General features: G+C 71.8%; 18 protein-coding genes, 1 tRNA gene and 1 pseudogene. 6 read left to right on the top strand and 14 right to left on the bottom strand.

The genetic code is table 11. The features are described from left to right. Positions 1-120 precede the first annotated feature (120 nt). Complete coding sequence (locus HF577_RS32345; RefSeq protein WP_211175179.1) at positions 121-912, bottom strand: helix-turn-helix transcriptional regulator; 792 nt, start codon at positions 910-912, stop codon at positions 121-123. A 230-nt stretch (positions 913-1,142) separates the two neighbouring features. Between HF577_RS32345 and HF577_RS32340 the strand changes: the two genes are divergently transcribed. Further along, positions 1,143-1,790 carry a class I SAM-dependent methyltransferase gene (locus tag HF577_RS32340; RefSeq protein ID WP_169399796.1) on the top strand — a complete coding sequence of 216 codons (648 nt, stop codon included), beginning with the start codon at positions 1,143-1,145 and terminating at the stop codon, positions 1,788-1,790. A gap of 7 nt (positions 1,791-1,797) precedes the next feature. On the opposite strand, the gene HF577_RS32335 is transcribed toward HF577_RS32340, so the two are convergent. Both HF577_RS32335 and HF577_RS39965 read right to left on the bottom strand, forming a co-directional pair. Then, on the bottom strand, positions 1,798-2,421 hold the full coding sequence (locus HF577_RS32335; RefSeq protein ID WP_312859529.1) for a response regulator transcription factor: 624 nt from the start codon (positions 2,419-2,421) through the stop codon (positions 1,798-1,800). Beyond that, entirely contained in the window at positions 2,418-3,605 is a 1,188-nt protein-coding gene (locus tag HF577_RS39965; RefSeq protein WP_169399795.1) for a sensor histidine kinase, read from the bottom strand. The genes HF577_RS32335 and HF577_RS39965 overlap by 4 nt, the downstream gene beginning before the upstream one ends. Positions 3,606-3,742: 137 nt before the next feature. On the opposite strand from HF577_RS39965, the gene HF577_RS32325 reads away from it, so the two are divergent. Both HF577_RS32325 and HF577_RS32320 read left to right on the top strand, forming a co-directional pair. Then, positions 3,743-4,702 carry an ABC transporter ATP-binding protein gene (locus HF577_RS32325; protein ID WP_169399794.1) on the top strand — a complete coding sequence of 320 codons (960 nt, stop codon included), beginning with the start codon at positions 3,743-3,745 and terminating at the stop codon, positions 4,700-4,702. Beyond that, positions 4,699-5,484, top strand: coding sequence for an ABC transporter permease (locus tag HF577_RS32320; protein ID WP_169399793.1), 786 nt, complete (start codon positions 4,699-4,701; stop codon positions 5,482-5,484). Before HF577_RS32325 ends, HF577_RS32320 begins: the two co-directional genes overlap by 4 nt. A 12-nt stretch (positions 5,485-5,496) precedes the next feature. Here HF577_RS32320 and dcd read toward each other — a convergent pair whose 3' ends face one another. Together dcd and HF577_RS32310 are read right to left on the bottom strand one after the other, a co-directional pair. Beyond that, entirely contained in the window at positions 5,497-6,078 is a 582-nt protein-coding gene (dcd, locus tag HF577_RS32315) for a dCTP deaminase (protein ID WP_169399792.1), read from the bottom strand. 23 nt (positions 6,079-6,101) lie between these two features. Further along, on the bottom strand, positions 6,102-7,256 hold the full coding sequence (locus HF577_RS32310) for a UDP-N-acetylglucosamine 2-epimerase (RefSeq protein ID WP_169399791.1): 1,155 nt from the start codon (positions 7,254-7,256) through the stop codon (positions 6,102-6,104). A gap of 186 nt (positions 7,257-7,442) precedes the next feature. Between HF577_RS32310 and HF577_RS32305 the strand changes: the two genes are divergently transcribed. Together HF577_RS32305 and HF577_RS32300 are read left to right on the top strand one after the other, a co-directional pair. Further along, positions 7,443-7,516: transfer RNA gene (locus tag HF577_RS32305), tRNA-Gly, on the top strand. A gap of 108 nt (positions 7,517-7,624) precedes the next feature. Next, entirely contained in the window at positions 7,625-8,242 is a 618-nt protein-coding gene (locus HF577_RS32300) for a GyrI-like domain-containing protein (protein WP_169399790.1), read from the top strand. Between the two features lie 4 nt (positions 8,243-8,246). Here the strand turns inward: HF577_RS32300 and HF577_RS32295 are convergent, their stop codons facing one another. The 4 genes from HF577_RS32295 to HF577_RS32280 all read right to left on the bottom strand — a co-directional run bounded on the left by HF577_RS32295 (position 8,247) and on the right by HF577_RS32280 (position 11,140). Beyond that, a complete protein-coding gene (locus tag HF577_RS32295) occupies positions 8,247-8,885 on the bottom strand; it encodes a class I SAM-dependent DNA methyltransferase (RefSeq protein WP_169399789.1) in 639 nt (212 codons plus the stop codon). Positions 8,886-8,919: 34 nt separating this feature from the next. Continuing rightward, positions 8,920-10,119: a DNA polymerase IV gene (gene dinB, locus HF577_RS32290; RefSeq protein ID WP_169399788.1), complete on the bottom strand. Its 1,200-nt coding sequence runs from the start codon at positions 10,117-10,119 to the stop codon at positions 8,920-8,922. Between the two features lie 63 nt (positions 10,120-10,182). Continuing rightward, positions 10,183-10,641, bottom strand: coding sequence for a GNAT family N-acetyltransferase (locus HF577_RS32285; protein ID WP_169399787.1), 459 nt, complete (start codon positions 10,639-10,641; stop codon positions 10,183-10,185). Positions 10,642-10,645: 4 nt separating this feature from the next. Beyond that, positions 10,646-11,140, bottom strand: a complete 495-nt coding sequence (locus HF577_RS32280) for a cupin domain-containing protein (RefSeq protein WP_169399786.1) — start codon at positions 11,138-11,140, stop codon at positions 10,646-10,648. A gap of 71 nt (positions 11,141-11,211) precedes the next feature. Between HF577_RS32280 and HF577_RS32275 the strand changes: the two genes are divergently transcribed. Beyond that, positions 11,212-12,096: a LysR family transcriptional regulator gene (locus tag HF577_RS32275; RefSeq protein ID WP_169399785.1), complete on the top strand. Its 885-nt coding sequence runs from the start codon at positions 11,212-11,214 to the stop codon at positions 12,094-12,096. Positions 12,097-12,110: 14 nt separating this feature from the next. On the opposite strand, the gene HF577_RS32270 is transcribed toward HF577_RS32275, so the two are convergent. The 5 genes and pseudogenes from HF577_RS32270 to HF577_RS37715 all read right to left on the bottom strand — a co-directional run. Continuing rightward, positions 12,111-12,458, bottom strand: a complete 348-nt coding sequence (locus HF577_RS32270; RefSeq protein ID WP_169399784.1) for an MmcQ/YjbR family DNA-binding protein — start codon at positions 12,456-12,458, stop codon at positions 12,111-12,113. A 49-nt stretch (positions 12,459-12,507) separates the two neighbouring features. Continuing rightward, positions 12,508-13,326 (bottom strand): hypothetical protein, encoded by an 819-nt coding sequence (locus tag HF577_RS32265; RefSeq protein WP_169399783.1) that lies wholly within the window; start codon positions 13,324-13,326, stop codon positions 12,508-12,510. 51 nt (positions 13,327-13,377) lie between these two features. Further along, a complete protein-coding gene (locus tag HF577_RS32260) occupies positions 13,378-13,845 on the bottom strand; it encodes a GNAT family N-acetyltransferase (RefSeq protein WP_169399782.1) in 468 nt (155 codons plus the stop codon). Positions 13,846-13,879: 34 nt separating this feature from the next. Then, positions 13,880-14,146, bottom strand: a complete 267-nt coding sequence (locus HF577_RS32255) for a hypothetical protein (protein WP_169399781.1) — start codon at positions 14,144-14,146, stop codon at positions 13,880-13,882. A 184-nt stretch (positions 14,147-14,330) separates the two neighbouring features. Then, positions 14,331-14,612: pseudogene (locus tag HF577_RS37715) on the bottom strand (hypothetical protein); the annotation flags it as partial.

Raw genomic sequence — 14,612 nt, 5'->3', positions numbered from 1 at the left:
GCTGGTGGGGGAACCTGCGGACGCGCCGCGGGCAGCCACGGAGGCGGGGTGGGTCGTGGCGGTTCCATCGGCATCCGAATCTACTGCTCGGACGGTCCGTGTCCCAGTGGTAGCGCTGGGTCAGCTCCGGCGTCCCGCGCGGCGCCACTCCTGGGGCGCCGACCCGTGGCTGCGCCGGAACCGCTTGATGAAGTAGCTGGCGTCGCGGTAGCCGACCCGCGCGCCGACGGTCTCCACCGTGAGGTCGGTCTCGGCCAGGAGACGGCGAGCCTCCGTCATGCGCCGCTCGGTGATCCACTCCTGGACCGTGCGCCCGGTCTTGCGCCCGACCACCGTCGTGAGGTGGCCGGGGGTGAGGCCCACGGCACGCGCGACGTCGCTCAGCGAGATGGGGCTGCCGTAGCGCTCCTCGATGACGTCGAAGACCGCGGCGAGCATCGGCTCGTCCCGCAGCGTGAGGTCCCCGGACACGTCGGTGACCAGCCGGGAGACGGTGACGAGCAGGAGCGTGAGGTGCGCCAGCACGGCCTCGTTGTAGCCGTCCCGCCGCTCGTGCAGCTCGCGTTCCAGCGCGGCGAGCTGCGATATGAAGCCGGGCCGGTCGGCGGCCGGCACGTGGAGCCGTTGCGCGCCACCCGCCACGCCACGGACGAACGGGAACAGCAGCGGGTGGGCGCGCCAGGACAGGAACGCCCCGGGAAGGCTCGGCTCGACGACGTCGGACGGGAAGAAGACCGCCCACGCCTCGGGCACCCCCGTGCCGACCATCCGGTCGGGCGTCACGACCTCGCCGGGTGCCAGCACGAACACGTCGCCGGCGCCGAGCCGCCACTCGTGGTCGTTGATCCGCATCGAACCGCCGCCGCGCTCGACGTAGAGCAGCACGAGGAAGTCGTGTGCGTGGGTGCGCACGGCCCCGTGCTCCTGGCGCGCTCCGGGCGAGCGCACCACGCTGACCGGCGGTACCCCGGGCAGCCGGGGGTAGGTGTGGACGGGGACGTCCCGCCCGCCACGGCCGATGGCAGGAAGAACCGAGGATCGTCCTACTGAACCCGCGAATCCGTCATTGGCCGCAGCTGATGTGCGATCGAGACTGGAGGACGACACCGGACGATCGTCGCATACCGCAGAGGACCTCCACGATGGCCGAACAAGCACCACAGCACGCGGGGCACGGGCACGGCTACCTGCCCGCAATGGGCCACGACCGCCTGCTGCCCTACTACGACGTGTTCACCTGGCTGCTGGGCGCACGCTCCCTGCACCGCACGCTGGCCGACCAGGCAGGCATCGCTCCCGGTGAGCGTGTTCTGGAGATCGGGTGCGGCACCGGCAACTTGACGCTGCTGGCTGCGCGGCGCCAGCCCCGGGCGACGGTGGTGGGCCTCGACCCCGACCCGTTGGCCCTCGCGCGCGCCCGGCGCAAGTCCGCGCGCCACGGCACCCCCGTGCAGTGGGACCTCGGCAGCGCGGCAGCACTGCCCTACCCGGACGAGAGCGTCGACCGCGTGTTGTCCTGCCTGATGCTCCACCACATCGAGGAGGGCGAGAAGGACCAGGTCCTGAGCGAGGCCAGGCGCGTGCTGCGGCCGGGCGGTCGGCTGCACCTCGTCGACTTCGCGGGCGACGATCACCGCGGGCTACTCAGCCGGCTGACGCGCCGCCACCCGCGTCTGCACGACAACGCCGGAGACCGGATCCCCGCCCGCATGCGCGAGGTGGGCCTCAGCGACGTCTCCGATCTCGGCCCGGGCCGGCTCGGCGTCAGGTTCTACCGCGCCACCCGCTGAGCGACGGTCAGAGCCATCCGCGGTCGCGCGCCCGCTCCACCGCTTCGAGCCGCGTGCTGGCACCGAGCTTCTGCATCGCCGACGACAGGTAGTTGCGCACGGTGCCGGGCGAGAGGTGCACGCGCCGGGCGATGTCGGCGGCCGTGCCCGCCCCGTCGACGGCTCGGAGCACCTCGAGCTCACGCCCGGTGAGTGGGCACTCCTCAGTCATGAGTGCCGTCATCGCCAGTTCGGGGTCGACGTAGCGCCCGCCACCGTGCACCCGGCGGATCACGTCGGCGAGCATGCTGGCCGGGGCGCTCTTCGTGAGGAACCCGGTGGCGCCCGCCGCGAGCGCCCTGCGCAACACGCCGGGCCGCGCGTGCCGGGTGAGGATGATGCACCTGGTGCCCGGCTCGTTCACGGCGACCCACTGGGCCACCTCGGCACCATCGCGGCCCGGCATCTCGACGTCGAGCACGGCCACGTCCGGACGATGCCTGCGAACGCTCGCGATGGCCTCGTCACCGGTACCGGCCTCCGCGACGACGATCAGGTCGGGCTCCAGCCCGAGCAGCGCGCCGACGGCGCCGCGCGTCAGGGACTCGTCGTCGGCGAGCACGAGACGGATCCGGCCGTCCGACCCGGTCACCGGGACGCTCCGGGCAGCACGGCCTCGACGCGGAAGGTGCCGTCCGGACCGGGGCCGGCGTCGAGCCGGCCCGCGTGCTCGTGGAGGTAACGGCCGAGCGCGACCAGCCCGGTACCGGGGTCGGCACCGTCGCCCGGCAGCGCCCCGTCGTTGACCACTCTCAGCCTCGCCTGCCGGTCCGACACCTCGATCTCGATCGTGCAGTGGCTCGGTTCGGCGTGCCGCAGCACGTTCGTCATCGCCTCCCGCAGCACGCGGCCGAACACGTTGCGCCCCGTGGGCCCGACCGATGCCGGGTCGCCGCGCACGACCAGGGCCACGCCTGCGGAGTCGAGCACGGCGCGGGCTCCGGCCAGCTCGGTGACCAGGTCGGTGCTGCGGGCGTCGCGCACGAGCGCCCGGACCTCGGTGAGCGACTCGCGAGCCACCCGCTGCACCTCGTCCATCTCGGCGCGGGCCCGGTCCGGGTCCGCGGCCTGCAGCCGCGACGCCAGTTCGCTCTTGAACGCGACCACCTCCAGCGCGTGGCCCAGGATGTCGTGCAGGTCGTCGGCCAGTCGCAGCCGCTCGCGGGCGGTGGCGAGCTCGGCGGCCGCGCGGCGGGAGTCGTCCAGATCGGTGACGGCTTTGAGCCACCACAGCCGCTCGACGTCGAGTGTCCACATCGACCCGACGAAGAACGCCGCGAGGCCGGCGAAGACGAACGGGGACGGCGGCCACAAGGACTCGTCGAGGACCGCGAGCATGATCACGTAGCCGAAGCCGAACACCGCAACGACGGTCGAGACCACCCAGGCCGCGGCCCAGCGTGCGCGCAGCCCACCGATGATGTCGCCGAGCAGCACGCCCGTGACCATCGACCAGACGAACCCGATCGGTCCGCCGGCGAGCGCGACCAGCGACACGGCCAGCCCGACCGCTGCCGCGGCGATCATGAACCAGGTCGGTGCCCGCCGGCCGAGCGACTTCGTGAGCTCCCGGATCCGCCAGACGTGCAGGACCAGCGCGGCGACGAACAGGGCCAGCAGCGCTGCGATGAACCCACCGGACGGCCACTCGTACAGCGCGATCGTCATCGGGACCACGAACAGGTACCCGATGGTGATCAGCAACCCGATCCGACCGAACCGGCGCGCCGCTCTGACCTTCCGCTCCTCGGCTCCGACCAGCGGCGAGACGTCCACGACGGGAAACCTAGCCAACGGAAGGCCACCGGGCCCGGAGTTGATGACACCTGTCATCCCCGCCTCTGCCGGTTGTCAGCTCGACCGGTTATCAGCGGTACTACTGGCGCCCGCCCCCCGGCAGAGATCGTGATGGCATGACACAGACGACAGATCGGGCAGGCCCCGGTGCGACGGCATCCCCGGACACCCAGCTCGCCATCGCCGTGCACGGCCTGCACGTGCGCTACGGCGACTTCGAGGCCGTGCGCGGCATCGACCTGGACGTGCGCCGTGGCGAGATCTTCGCGCTGCTCGGCACGAACGGTGCCGGCAAGACCACGACGCTGGAGGTGCTGGAGGGCTTCGGCACCCGCAGCGGGGGCACCGTCGCCGTGCTCGGCCTCGACCCGGCGACGGAACGGGCGGCGCTGCAGGTGCGCATGGGCGTCCAGCTCCAGGAGGGCGGGTTCGTCGAGGAGCTGACGGTGGGCGAGACGCTCGCGCTCTGGCAGCGGCTCGTCGACCGGCCGGACCGCCCGGAGCGGCTGCTGGAGCGCTTCGACCTGCGCGCGCGCCGCGACGTCTCCGTCGGGAAGCTCTCCGGCGGGGAGAAGCGGCGGCTCGACCTGGCACTGGCGGTGTGGGGATCGCCGGAGCTGGTGATCCTCGACGAGCCCACCACCGGGCTCGACCCGGAGTCGCGCAGGCGCACGTGGGACGCCATCCAGGAGCTGCAGGAGGCCGGCCGCACCGTCGTCCTCACCACGCACTACCTGGAGGAGGCCGAGGCTCTCGCCGACCGGGTGGCGATCATGCACGAGGGCCGGGTCGCCGTCACCGGGACGCTGGCGGAGATCGTCGCCGCTCAGCCTGCCCGCTTCTCGGCCACGCTCCCGGCGGAGATCGCCGACCTCCCGGAGCTCAGGGGAACGACACAGCGCGACGGCGAGCGGGTACAGGTCCGGACCGACGACCTGCAGGGGGACCTCACGACGTTCCTGAGCTGGGCAGCCGCTCGAGGGGTGCGGCTGCCCGACCTGCGGGCCGCACCTGCCTCGCTGGCCGACATCTACCACGCAGTGCGTACCGACCAGATGGAGGTGACGCGGCCATGACCGCGACGACGACGGCGGCCACGGTGACGCCGGTGGGCCGGGTGCTGGCCCTGGCCACGACCGAGGTCCTGCTCATCCTGCGCAACAAGACGGTGGCGGTGTCCTCGATCCTGCTGCCGGTAGGGCTGGGCGTGTTCTGGACGTTCCAGTTCAGCAGCTACGGCGACCCGGCACGGCAGGCCGTGAGCATCACGCTGCAGCTGGCCGTGGCACTGGCGATGGGGATCTACATCACGGCGACGCAGACCCTCGTGGCCCGGCGACAGGCCCGCGTGCTGAAACGGATGCGGACCAGCGGGCTGTCCGACCGCGGGCTGCTCGTGGCCACGCTGGCACCGAGTGTCGTCCTCGGTCTCCTCCAGCTGGCGGTGTTCGCGGTTGTGAACGTGGCGACCGGGGCACCGATGCCGGTCGACCCGCTGCCGCTCGTGCTCGCGGTGCTGGGCGGCCTGGCCCTCGTCGTCACGGCCGCGCTGGCGACGAGCGTCATCACGCCGACGCCGGAACGTTCGCAGATCACCACGCTGCCGTTGATGTTCGTGATCCTCGGCGTCGGCGTCGTGGCGTCGCTCGCACCTGCCGAGGGGTGGTGGCCCGCACTCATGCTGGCGCCGGGAGCCGCGGTCGGCGACCTGGCCCAGCTCGCCATGACGGGTGGCAGCTGGACGGCCGCCACAGCCGGGCTGCCGGCGATCCTGCCGGCACTCGTGGCCACCGTCGGCTGGCCGGTGCTGTTCGGGACGCTGGCCCTGCGCCGGTTCCGCTGGGACCCGCGGCACTGACGGCCGGGGAGGTCAGCGCCGGGTGTCGGCCCGGTGGAAGTTCAGGTGGGCCCGCGACGGCGTCGGCCCCCGCTGCCCCTGGTAGCGGGAGCCGACGCCGTCGCTGCCGTAGGGGCGCTCGGCGGGGCTCGACAGCCGGAACAGGCACAGCTGCCCGATCTTCATGCCCGGCCACAGGGTGATCGGCAGGTTCGCCACGTTGGACAGCTCGAGCGTGATGTGCCCGGTGAACCCGGGGTCGATGAAGCCGGCGGTGGAGTGGGTGAGCAGGCCCAGCCGCCCCAGGCTCGACTTGCCCTCCAGCCGCCCGGCCAGGTCGTCGGGCAGCGACACCGACTCGAAGGTGGAGCCCAGCACGAACTCGCCGGGGTGCAGCACGAAGGGCTCGTCGCCGTCGGGTTCGACGGGGGTCGTCAGCTCGTCCTGCTGCTGCGCCGGGTCGATGTGGGTGTAGCGGGAGTTCTGGAACACCCGGAAGAAACGGTCCAGCCGCACGTCGATGCTCGAGGGCTGGAGCATCGATTCATCCCACGGGTCGAGCACGAGACGTCCGGCCTCGAGCTCCTTGCGCAGGTCACCGTCGGACAGCAGCACCAGGCCAGACTATCGGCGCCGCGTCAGACCTCGGTGTTGGTGGCCGGATCGGTCATGGACGTGGGGAAGGTCGGGGAGAGCACCGGCGACGGGCACAGCCCGAACATCCATGCCACGGCCTGCTCGACCCGCGCGGCCTCGAGGCCGTCGGACGGCGGGGACGCCGGCTTCGGCGCGGCCCTGATGATCTGGCGGACATTGGTCATGACGGCCGGGCTGAGGATGCTGCGGATCGAGTCGCCGGGCTCCGGGATGTGTGGTCCGTCGACGAGCACGGCGGGCGTGCCGAGGCCGGGAGCGTCGGTGACCAGCTCGGGGTCGTCCGAGACCAGCACGGCACTGGCCGCGATGAGCCAGACCAGCTCCGCGAGCGGCAGGTTGCGCACCACGGTGGCCCGGGGGTGGCCCAGCAGCGGGTAGGCGGCACCGTGGCTCGCCAGCTCGCCGTAGACGACGATCTCGATGTCGGGTTCGCGATCGAGCAGGTCGGGCAGACTGGCAAGGACGCCAAGCGAGTCGGGCCGGTCCAGCCCGACGAGCACCATCTGCGGACCGCCGGACCGCACCCGCCGGAGGAGCCGGGCGAAGCGGAGATCGGCCGGCCGGGGGTTGGCGGCCAGCGTGTCGCCCACCGAGATGGCGTTGGGCCCGACCGGGCTGCCCAGCGCGGCGTCGCCGGTGGTGGTGAGGAACAGCGACGCGAGCTGCCCGATGACGCGCCTGTTGGCCTCCTGCGGGAACGGGCAGAGCAGGTCGTCGCCCGCCACTCCCGCCTGCAGGTGCACGACCGGGATCTGCCGCCAGAAGGCGACCTGGGCGGCCACCACGGCCGTCATGCCACCGCCGTAGACCATGACGGCGGAGGGGTCGAGATCAACGAGCAGCTCGTCGAGCCGCGTCATCAACAGCGACGCGATCGCGGCCGGATGGGGACCGGGTGGCTCCCGCAACAGCTGCGTGACGTCGGCGGGCACTCCCAGCGACTCGAAGGCCTCGTGAACGGCCATCGGATCCGGACCGGTGGCGACGGTGAGAGCACGGATCCGGTCGGATTCGGCGAACGCGGTGGCGACCGGGGCCAGTCGAGCGACCTCCGGGCGGCTCCCGGCGATCAGGAGCACGTCATGATCGTGATCCTGGGCAGGAAGCGAACCCAGGGGCTGGTCGAGCTCAGTCATGCTCGGGTCCTTCGCGGCCGGGGGAGCTGGCCTTACGGGGCTCCAGCAGTGTGAACCGGGTGTCTACCGGCCGTCGAGTCCCGATCTCACCAACCGGATCGTACGGGTGAGAACCACCCTGTTGGGCGTACAGGACTGGCCTTGCTCGTTACGGAGTGTGAGGTGCTAAGCTCCTTCATACACTCTGCGGATGTAGTTCAATGGTAGAACATCAGCTTCCCAAGCTGAATACGCGGGTTCGATTCCCGTCATCCGCTCCACACAGAAGGCCCAGGTCAGCGGCATTTCCCGCCGCGCTGGGCCTTCGTCGTGTCCGGGTTGCCGCGTGCCTCCGGAACGTCGTTGCCCGCGTGAGCCGAGGAGAACTCGTGACGGCGAAGCTGGACTTCAAGCGGGAACTGGCGTGCTACACGGCGAAGCGCAACTCTCCGCAGGTCACCCATGTGCCGGACCTGCAGTACCTCATGATCGACGGCCATGGCGACCCGAACACCCCCGTCTACGGGGACGCGGTCTCGGCCCTCTACCCGGTGGCCTACACGCTCAAGTTCGCCAGCAAGAAGATCCTCGACCGCGACTACGTCGTGATGCCGCTGGAGGGTCTGCGGTGGGCCGACAACATGGACACCTTCACCACCGCACGGGACAAGGCGCAGTGGGACTGGACTCTGATGATCATGGTTCCCGACTGGATCACGGCCGAGATGTTCACCGGTGCCGTCGAACAGGTCAGCCGCAAGGACCGGCCGGCCCGACTCGACGACGTCCGCCTGGAGGCCCTGTCCGAGGGACGCTGCGTCCAGGCCCTGCACGTCGGGGCCTACGACGACGAGGCCGAACTGCTCCGGCACATGCACGAGGAGTTCGTCCCTGCCCAGGGCCTCAGAATGGTCGGGAAGCACCATGAGATCTACCTCAGCGATCCGCGGCGAGCCGAGCCGGCCAAGCTGCGCACGATCCTGCGACAGCCCGTAGCCGACGCGTGAGCCGTCAGATCTTCTGAGCGATCACGTAGCCCTGCGGCTGCGCCTCGTCAGGATCTGCCGGCCGGCCACCGGTGAAGACGACGCGGAAGCCGGCGTCGTCCAGCCTCCCGGTGATCTCCTCGGCGGACAACCAGTAGATGTCGAACTCCACGCCGACGGTACGGCCGCCGCGTCTCAGCGAGTTGTCGCCCGCCTTGAAGGCGGTGGCGAAGAACCCGTTCGGCTCGATCACGCGGGCCAACTCGCCGAACGCACGCGGGCGGGCGGCCGGGTGGAGATACATGAGCGAGTACCAGCTCACGACACCACCGAGCGAGGAGTCGGAGAACGGCAGATCACGCACATCAGCGACCTCGAAAGGGAAACCCGGGTAGTCACGACGTGCGACGCGGACCATTTCGGGCGACAGGTCGACCCCGTGCGGCTCCAGCCCGCGGCCGGCCACGAAAGGCGCCAGGCGTCCCGATCCACAGCCGACGTCACCGACTCTCCTGCTGCTTCCCGACTCCAGAACCAGGTCGCAGAACAAGCCCAGTACTGCTCGGTCGATCGGCATCCGGTCGAGCGCGTCGGCCAGTTTCTCTGCGTACAGTTCCGCGAGTTCGTCGTGGGCACGTCGAAGCTCGTCGGTACTCTCGTCCACGACAAGATCGTAGAGGGAGCATTTCCCGCCGGGATCAGTCCGGGAGCAGCGGGACCGAAAGGCCCGGGTCCCGGCCGAGCAGCACGGCGCGGGTGACGGCGGCCGAACCGAAACGGTCGTGGACGGTGTCGAGCACCGCGTCGAGAGCGGTGCCCGCCTCCTCGTCGAACGGCAGCACCAGTTGCAGTGCGGCATCGTCGTCGAGGTTGGCGACCGCCACGCCGACGAGCGTGAGCCCCCGCTCATCGATCAGCGGCCTGGCCCGGGCCGCGAGCGCCCGCGCCGCGGTGAGGACCGCCTCGGTCGAGCAGGTCGGCTGGGGCAGGGTGTGGGAGCGCGAGACCCGCGAGTAGTCGCCGAACCGCAGCCGGAGCACCACGGTGCGCCCCACCCGGTCGGCGCCCCGCAACCGCCGGCAGATGCGGTCGACCAGGGCGACGACCACGGCGTCGACGGCCTCCGGAGTGCTCGGCGCCCGGCGGCTCATCGCCCGCTGGGACCCGATGGAGCGCCGGCGGCGGCCGGGCTGCACCGGGCGGGGGTCACGGTTGTGGGCGAGGGCGTGCAGATGCCGGCCCAGCGCCCCGCCGAGCAGGGAGACCAGGATCTTCTCGGGCAGTTCGGCGACCTCGCCGACCGTGGAGATCCCGTGCTCGTGCAGCTTGGCGGCCGTCACCTTGCCGACGCCCCAGAGCCGCTCCACCGCGAGCGGGTGGAGGAAGCCGAGCTCGTCGTCGGGCGGCACGACGAGCAGGCCGTCCGGCTTGGCCACCCCGCTCGCCACCTTCGCGAGGAACTTCGTCCGCGCCACCCCGACGGTGATCGGGAGCCCGACCCGTTCCAGCACCTCGGCGCGCAGCCGCGCCGCGATCCCGCTCGGCGGGCCGGCGATCCGGCGCAGCCCCGCGACGTCGAGGAACGCCTCGTCGATCGACAGGCCCTCCACCAGCGGTGTGGTGTTGCGGAACACCTCGAAGACCGCCTTGCTCGCGGCGGAGTAGGCGGACATCCGGGGCGGCACCACGATGGCCTGCGGACACAGCGACCGCGCCTGCGCGCCACCCATCGCCGTGGCGACGCCGCAGGCCTTCGCCTCGTAGCTCGCGGCCAGCACGACACCGCCCCCGACGATCACCGGACGGCCGCGCAGCCGGCGGTCGTCGCGCTGCTCGACCGACGCGTAGAACGCGTCCAGGTCGGCATGCAGGATCGTCCCCTCGCCCGACACGAACATATGTTCGCATCGATCCGGTCACCGGGCCTCGGAGTCACCCGATCAGCGGTCCGGCATCATGCCTCAGAGCACCTGAGCCATCAACATGGTCGCGGGGCCGAATCCGGCCCGGGCGTAGAACGGCACGGAACGCTCGCTCGGCGACAGCACGACCCGAACGCAACCGATCTCCCGCGCGTGCCCCAGCAGCCGGTCGAGCAGTGCCGAACCGACACCACGGTCGCGGAAACCCTCGAGGACGAAGGCGTTCGCCAGGTATCCCCACCGCGACGGGGCCCGCTCCGGACTCGGCATCCGCTCGAAGACCACCAGGTGCATCATCCCGATCAACCGGTCGCCGGCATCGGCGAGGAAAGAGACCCGGCGACCCGCCTCTCTCTGGATCCACTCCTCGAAGCGGGCGTCGAACCCGTCGTCGTGGCTCGGTCGCCCCAACTGCTCCTCGCGGAGGGTCCTTCTGAGCCCGGCGATGCCCTCCGCGTCGTGCTGGTCCGCCACTCGAATCGCCACGCCGTCGATCATGACGTCATCGTGTCGCGGTGCGAGCCTCGCGCCACAGCGCATTTTCCACGTAGTGGTTGTCGAAGCGCGCCTGCGACTCCCCGATCTCCCGCGGGTCGGCCTCCCCGCGGTGGACGCGGTCGAGCAGCCGGTAGTAGTCGAACCGGTCCATCCCCGGGGTGAAGACGAAGAGCACGTCCGCGTCCGCACCCGGGACGGCGCCGAAGGCGTGCGGCACGCGCGGCGGGACGAGCAGGACGTCGCCCTGGTCGAGGACGTGCAGCCGGTCCTCGACCAGCACCTGCAGGCTGCCGCCGAGCACGACGAACAGCTCGGACGCACGGGTGTGGAAGTGCGGTGGGGCGCCGTCGGCCCCCGCCCTGAAGGTCGACCTGTTGCAGGTGATCACCCCGCCGGTGGTGGCCGGGTCGGCGAGCAGGGCGATGGTCCCGCCGGGGTCAGCGGTGAGGGTCTCGGCGTCGGACGCCCGGACGAGCAGTGGTGTCGTGGTCGTGTTCATGACGTCGACGATCGCCCCGGGCGGGGCCCGGAACAACGACGTACACGCCCCGGAACGATAACCTGTGAGTTATGGAGCTCCGGGAGATCGAGATCTTCCTCGCGCTCGCCGAGGAGCTCCACTTCGGCCGCACGGCCGAGCGGCTGCACGTGTCCCAGGCCCGGATCAGTCAGACGATCAAGAAGCTGGAGCGCCAGGTGGGCGCCCCGCTCTTCGACCGGACGAGCCGCCGCGTGGCCCTCACCCCGATCGGCGCCGGGCTGCGGGACGATCTCGCGCCCGCCTACCGGCAGATCGTCGGCGGCGTGGCCCGGGCGACGGACGCGGGCCGCGGGACGGGCGGCGTCCTGCGCCTCGGGTTCGAGGCGCCGGGGGTCGCCGACCTCGTCACCGACGTGCTCGACGCGTACCGCTCCCAGCGTCCGGACAGCGACGTGCAGGTCCGGGAGGCCGACTTCCGCGACCCGTTCGGGCTGCTCCGCGGCGGTGAGGTGGATGCGATGGTCACACTGCTGCCCGTCACCGAACCGGATCTCACCGCCGGCCCCGTCGTCCTCACCGAACCGATGGTGCTGGCCGTGCCGATGCGGCACCCGTTCAGCCGGCTCGACTCCGTGACGCTCGACGACCTCGCCCGCGACACGGTGTTCCGCGCGGCCCGCCCCGCACCGCCCTATTGGGTGGAACCTCCCGAGCCGTGGACGACGCCGGCCGGCCATCCGGTGCGGCGCGGACGCGTCCTCACGACGTTCCAGGAGCTGCTCGCGGCGATCGCGGCCGGCGAGGGCATCTGCCCCCTCGCCGCGCACGCGAGACAGTACTTCGCACACCCGAGGATCACGTTCGTGCCGTTCCGGGACGCGCCACACGCCGAGTGGGCCGTCGTGTGGCGCCGGGCGGGCGAGACGGAACGCGTGCGCGAGCTCGCCCGCGTCATCCGGAGCCGAGCCGGCTGACGCGGCAGCCGCGTTCACGAGCGCGCCGCGTCGAACGCCTTCCTCAGGCGGACCGGGGCCCGTTCGCGCCACGCGTCCTCGACCAGCTCCGCCAGCTGCTGGTGTGACACCTTCTCCAGGTCGACGAGGATCGCGCCGTACCCGTCGTAGTGCGCCGTCGTGTAGAACGCGGGGTCGCCGGAGGCGAGCAGTGCCTCTTTCTCGTCAATCTGACACATCAGGACGAGCCCGCCCTCGGCCTCGACGCGGAGCCGCGCGAAACCCTTGCCCTTCACCTTCAGGGCCGGTGTCCCGTAGGAGGTCGACTGCTCCACCTCCGGCAGGCCGCTCGCGATCGCCACGACGTCGTCCCAGCTCGGCATGGAGCAATCGTGGCCTGCTCCGCGCCGCCCGTCATGGACGAATCGGAGGTCAACGAGCCCGGGGAGGCTGTAGCGGTGGGGCCTTCGCGATCACCACCGTGCCCGCGAGCGCCGCCGCCAGACCCACCGCCAGCACCCACTCCCAGCCGGGGCGCACCGGGTCGCCCAGCAGTTGGATGCCGACCATCCCCGGTACGAGCACCTCGGTCACCGTGAAGACCGCGGTGACCGCGCCGACCTCGCCACGGGACAGCGCGGCGGTGTAGCCGATCATCCCCACCAGCCAGAACCCGACCACCAGGTAGGTGGACGGCTGGCCGAGCAGCAGCGCCAGGTCGAACCCTTCCCCGGTCTGGACGTGCGCAGCCCGCACCGACAGTGCGGTGCCACCGAACCCCAGGCCCGACAACAGCGCGAGCGGCCAGGCGTGTTTGCCCTGCCGCAGGATCAGCACGGCGACAGCCAGCAGCAGCAGCGAGACGAGCAGGACGACGTCGACGCCACGCGGGCGGACCGGCGGCTGCTCGCTCCCCGCGCTGGCCGCCACCATGACCAGGCCGGCCAGGCACACCGCCACGGCGATCCGGTTCCTGACCGGCAACGGCACACCGATCATCCGGGCGCTCACCACGGCGGTCAGGGCGATCGTCCCGCCGATGATGGCCTGCACCGCGAACACCGGCAGCACGCGCAATGCCAGTACCGCGCAGCCCCACGCCACGAAGTCCACCGAGACCCCGGCGATGTAGCGGGGCTGGATCGCGGCAGGTCGGGTACGGGTGGCACGACGCGCACCCGCGGCCTGCAGGAGGGCCCCGAAGCTGTTCAGGACCATCGCGACAGTCGCGAGCAGGATCCCGACCAGCACGATGTCAGCATGCCGCCCCGCGACGCGGGCCGCTCGTCCGACCCGCCGGGTTCAGGCGCCAGAGGGGGAAGGATGCGGTAACGACAGCCGCATCACCGGGAGCGGTCGGCCGAGCGGGGAGTCCGCCCAGCGGACCGTCACACCGCCCATCCGTTCGTAGAAGCCCATGGCGTACGGCTCGGCCTCCCATTCGAGGACGCGCCCACCGCGGGCCGTCGCACGGGCCACCGCATGCTCGAACAGCAGCCGTCCCGACCCGTGCCCGATCTCGGCGGGTTCGAGCCACAGGTCGTCGAGCACGACGAGCTCGCCACGGTGCAGCAGCGTGTAGAACCCGCGGACCTCGCCCGCCCGCTCGCCCACCTGCACGTCGTTGGCCGCCACCACCTCGGGCGTGAGTGCGAGCGTGCGGGCGAAGCGGGCGAGGAACTCCGCCGGGTAGGGCCAGTGTCCCTTGGCCCGGACGGCGAGCGCTGCCAGCGAGGCAGCCTCGTCCGGGCGGGCGGGCCGGATCAGCACCCGACCAGTGTCCCGCCCCACCCGGCGTCCCGCGTCAGCGACTCACGCGGTCATCCCCGCTCGGCACGGGGGTGAAGAACCCGCTCATCAGACCACCGGCAACCACGGGCCGTGCACGCTGCGCACGGTGTTCGTGGAGCTTGCGACGCGCTCCCTCGGACACCCGCACGAACGCGAGCACCAGCACCGTTCCCAGAATCAGAGGTACCCCGACCAACAGCACGGGCCACCCGAAGGCCCCGTACGCGACGCCCAACGCCGCAATCTCCATGGCGATGACCGCCCCGCCCATCCGCAGCACTACAGATCTCCCTCTCCCCCGGCACGCCACCGGCGCGCCATACGCACGTTCATCGCCGGAGCCTGCTCGGATGTGACGGGGTCGGGACGCAGCGACACGAGTGAAGCACGGCGGACGATCACTTCTGTTCGCCCGGAGGTACGCACTCCGGCCGGCGGCGTCCCGCAAAGCCCGGGGCGACGGGTCAGACGGTCGGCGAGGCAGCCGTCTGCGGTTGCGCGGACTGCACGGAAGGCGCGGCGGCGCCGCTCCCGGTGGGGCCGGCCGCGCCCGTGCCGCTCGCCGGCTGGCCTCCGGCCGGCGGGGTACCGCCGCCGGCGTCCGCGGGGGTGCCGCTGCCCGGCGGCGTGGTGCCACCGCCACCCGCGGGGGTCTCGCCCGGGGTGCCACCCGCGGGCGGGGAGGTTGAACCGCCGCCCACAGGAGGGGCCACCGGGCCACCGGTCCCCGGGGTCGTGGTCTGGCC

The sequence above is a fragment of the Pseudonocardia xinjiangensis genome (assembly GCF_012911925.1).
GTDB lineage: Bacteria > Actinomycetota > Actinomycetes > Mycobacteriales > Pseudonocardiaceae > Pseudonocardia > Pseudonocardia xinjiangensis.
This window is presented reverse-complemented; position numbering and strand designations above follow the sequence as displayed.

Excerpts from the sequence above, each read along its gene's own strand:
- HF577_RS32340 (WP_169399796.1), top strand. The coding sequence starts at position 1,143 with ATGGCCGAACAAGCACCACAGCACGCGGGGCACGGGCACGGCTACCTG.
- HF577_RS32325 (WP_169399794.1), top strand. The coding sequence starts at position 3,743 with ATGACACAGACGACAGATCGGGCAGGCCCCGGTGCGACGGCATCCCCG.
- HF577_RS32320 (WP_169399793.1), top strand. The coding sequence starts at position 4,699 with ATGACCGCGACGACGACGGCGGCCACGGTGACGCCGGTGGGCCGGGTG.
- HF577_RS32310 (WP_169399791.1), bottom strand. The coding sequence starts at position 7,256 with ATGACTGAGCTCGACCAGCCCCTGGGTTCGCTTCCTGCCCAGGATCAC.
- dinB (WP_169399788.1), bottom strand. The coding sequence starts at position 10,119 with ATGTTCGTGTCGGGCGAGGGGACGATCCTGCATGCCGACCTGGACGCG.
- HF577_RS32285 (WP_169399787.1), bottom strand. The coding sequence starts at position 10,641 with ATGATCGACGGCGTGGCGATTCGAGTGGCGGACCAGCACGACGCGGAG.
- HF577_RS32280 (WP_169399786.1), bottom strand. The coding sequence starts at position 11,140 with ATGAACACGACCACGACACCACTGCTCGTCCGGGCGTCCGACGCCGAG.
- HF577_RS32275 (WP_169399785.1), top strand. The coding sequence starts at position 11,212 with ATGGAGCTCCGGGAGATCGAGATCTTCCTCGCGCTCGCCGAGGAGCTC.
- HF577_RS32270 (WP_169399784.1), bottom strand. The coding sequence starts at position 12,458 with ATGCCGAGCTGGGACGACGTCGTGGCGATCGCGAGCGGCCTGCCGGAG.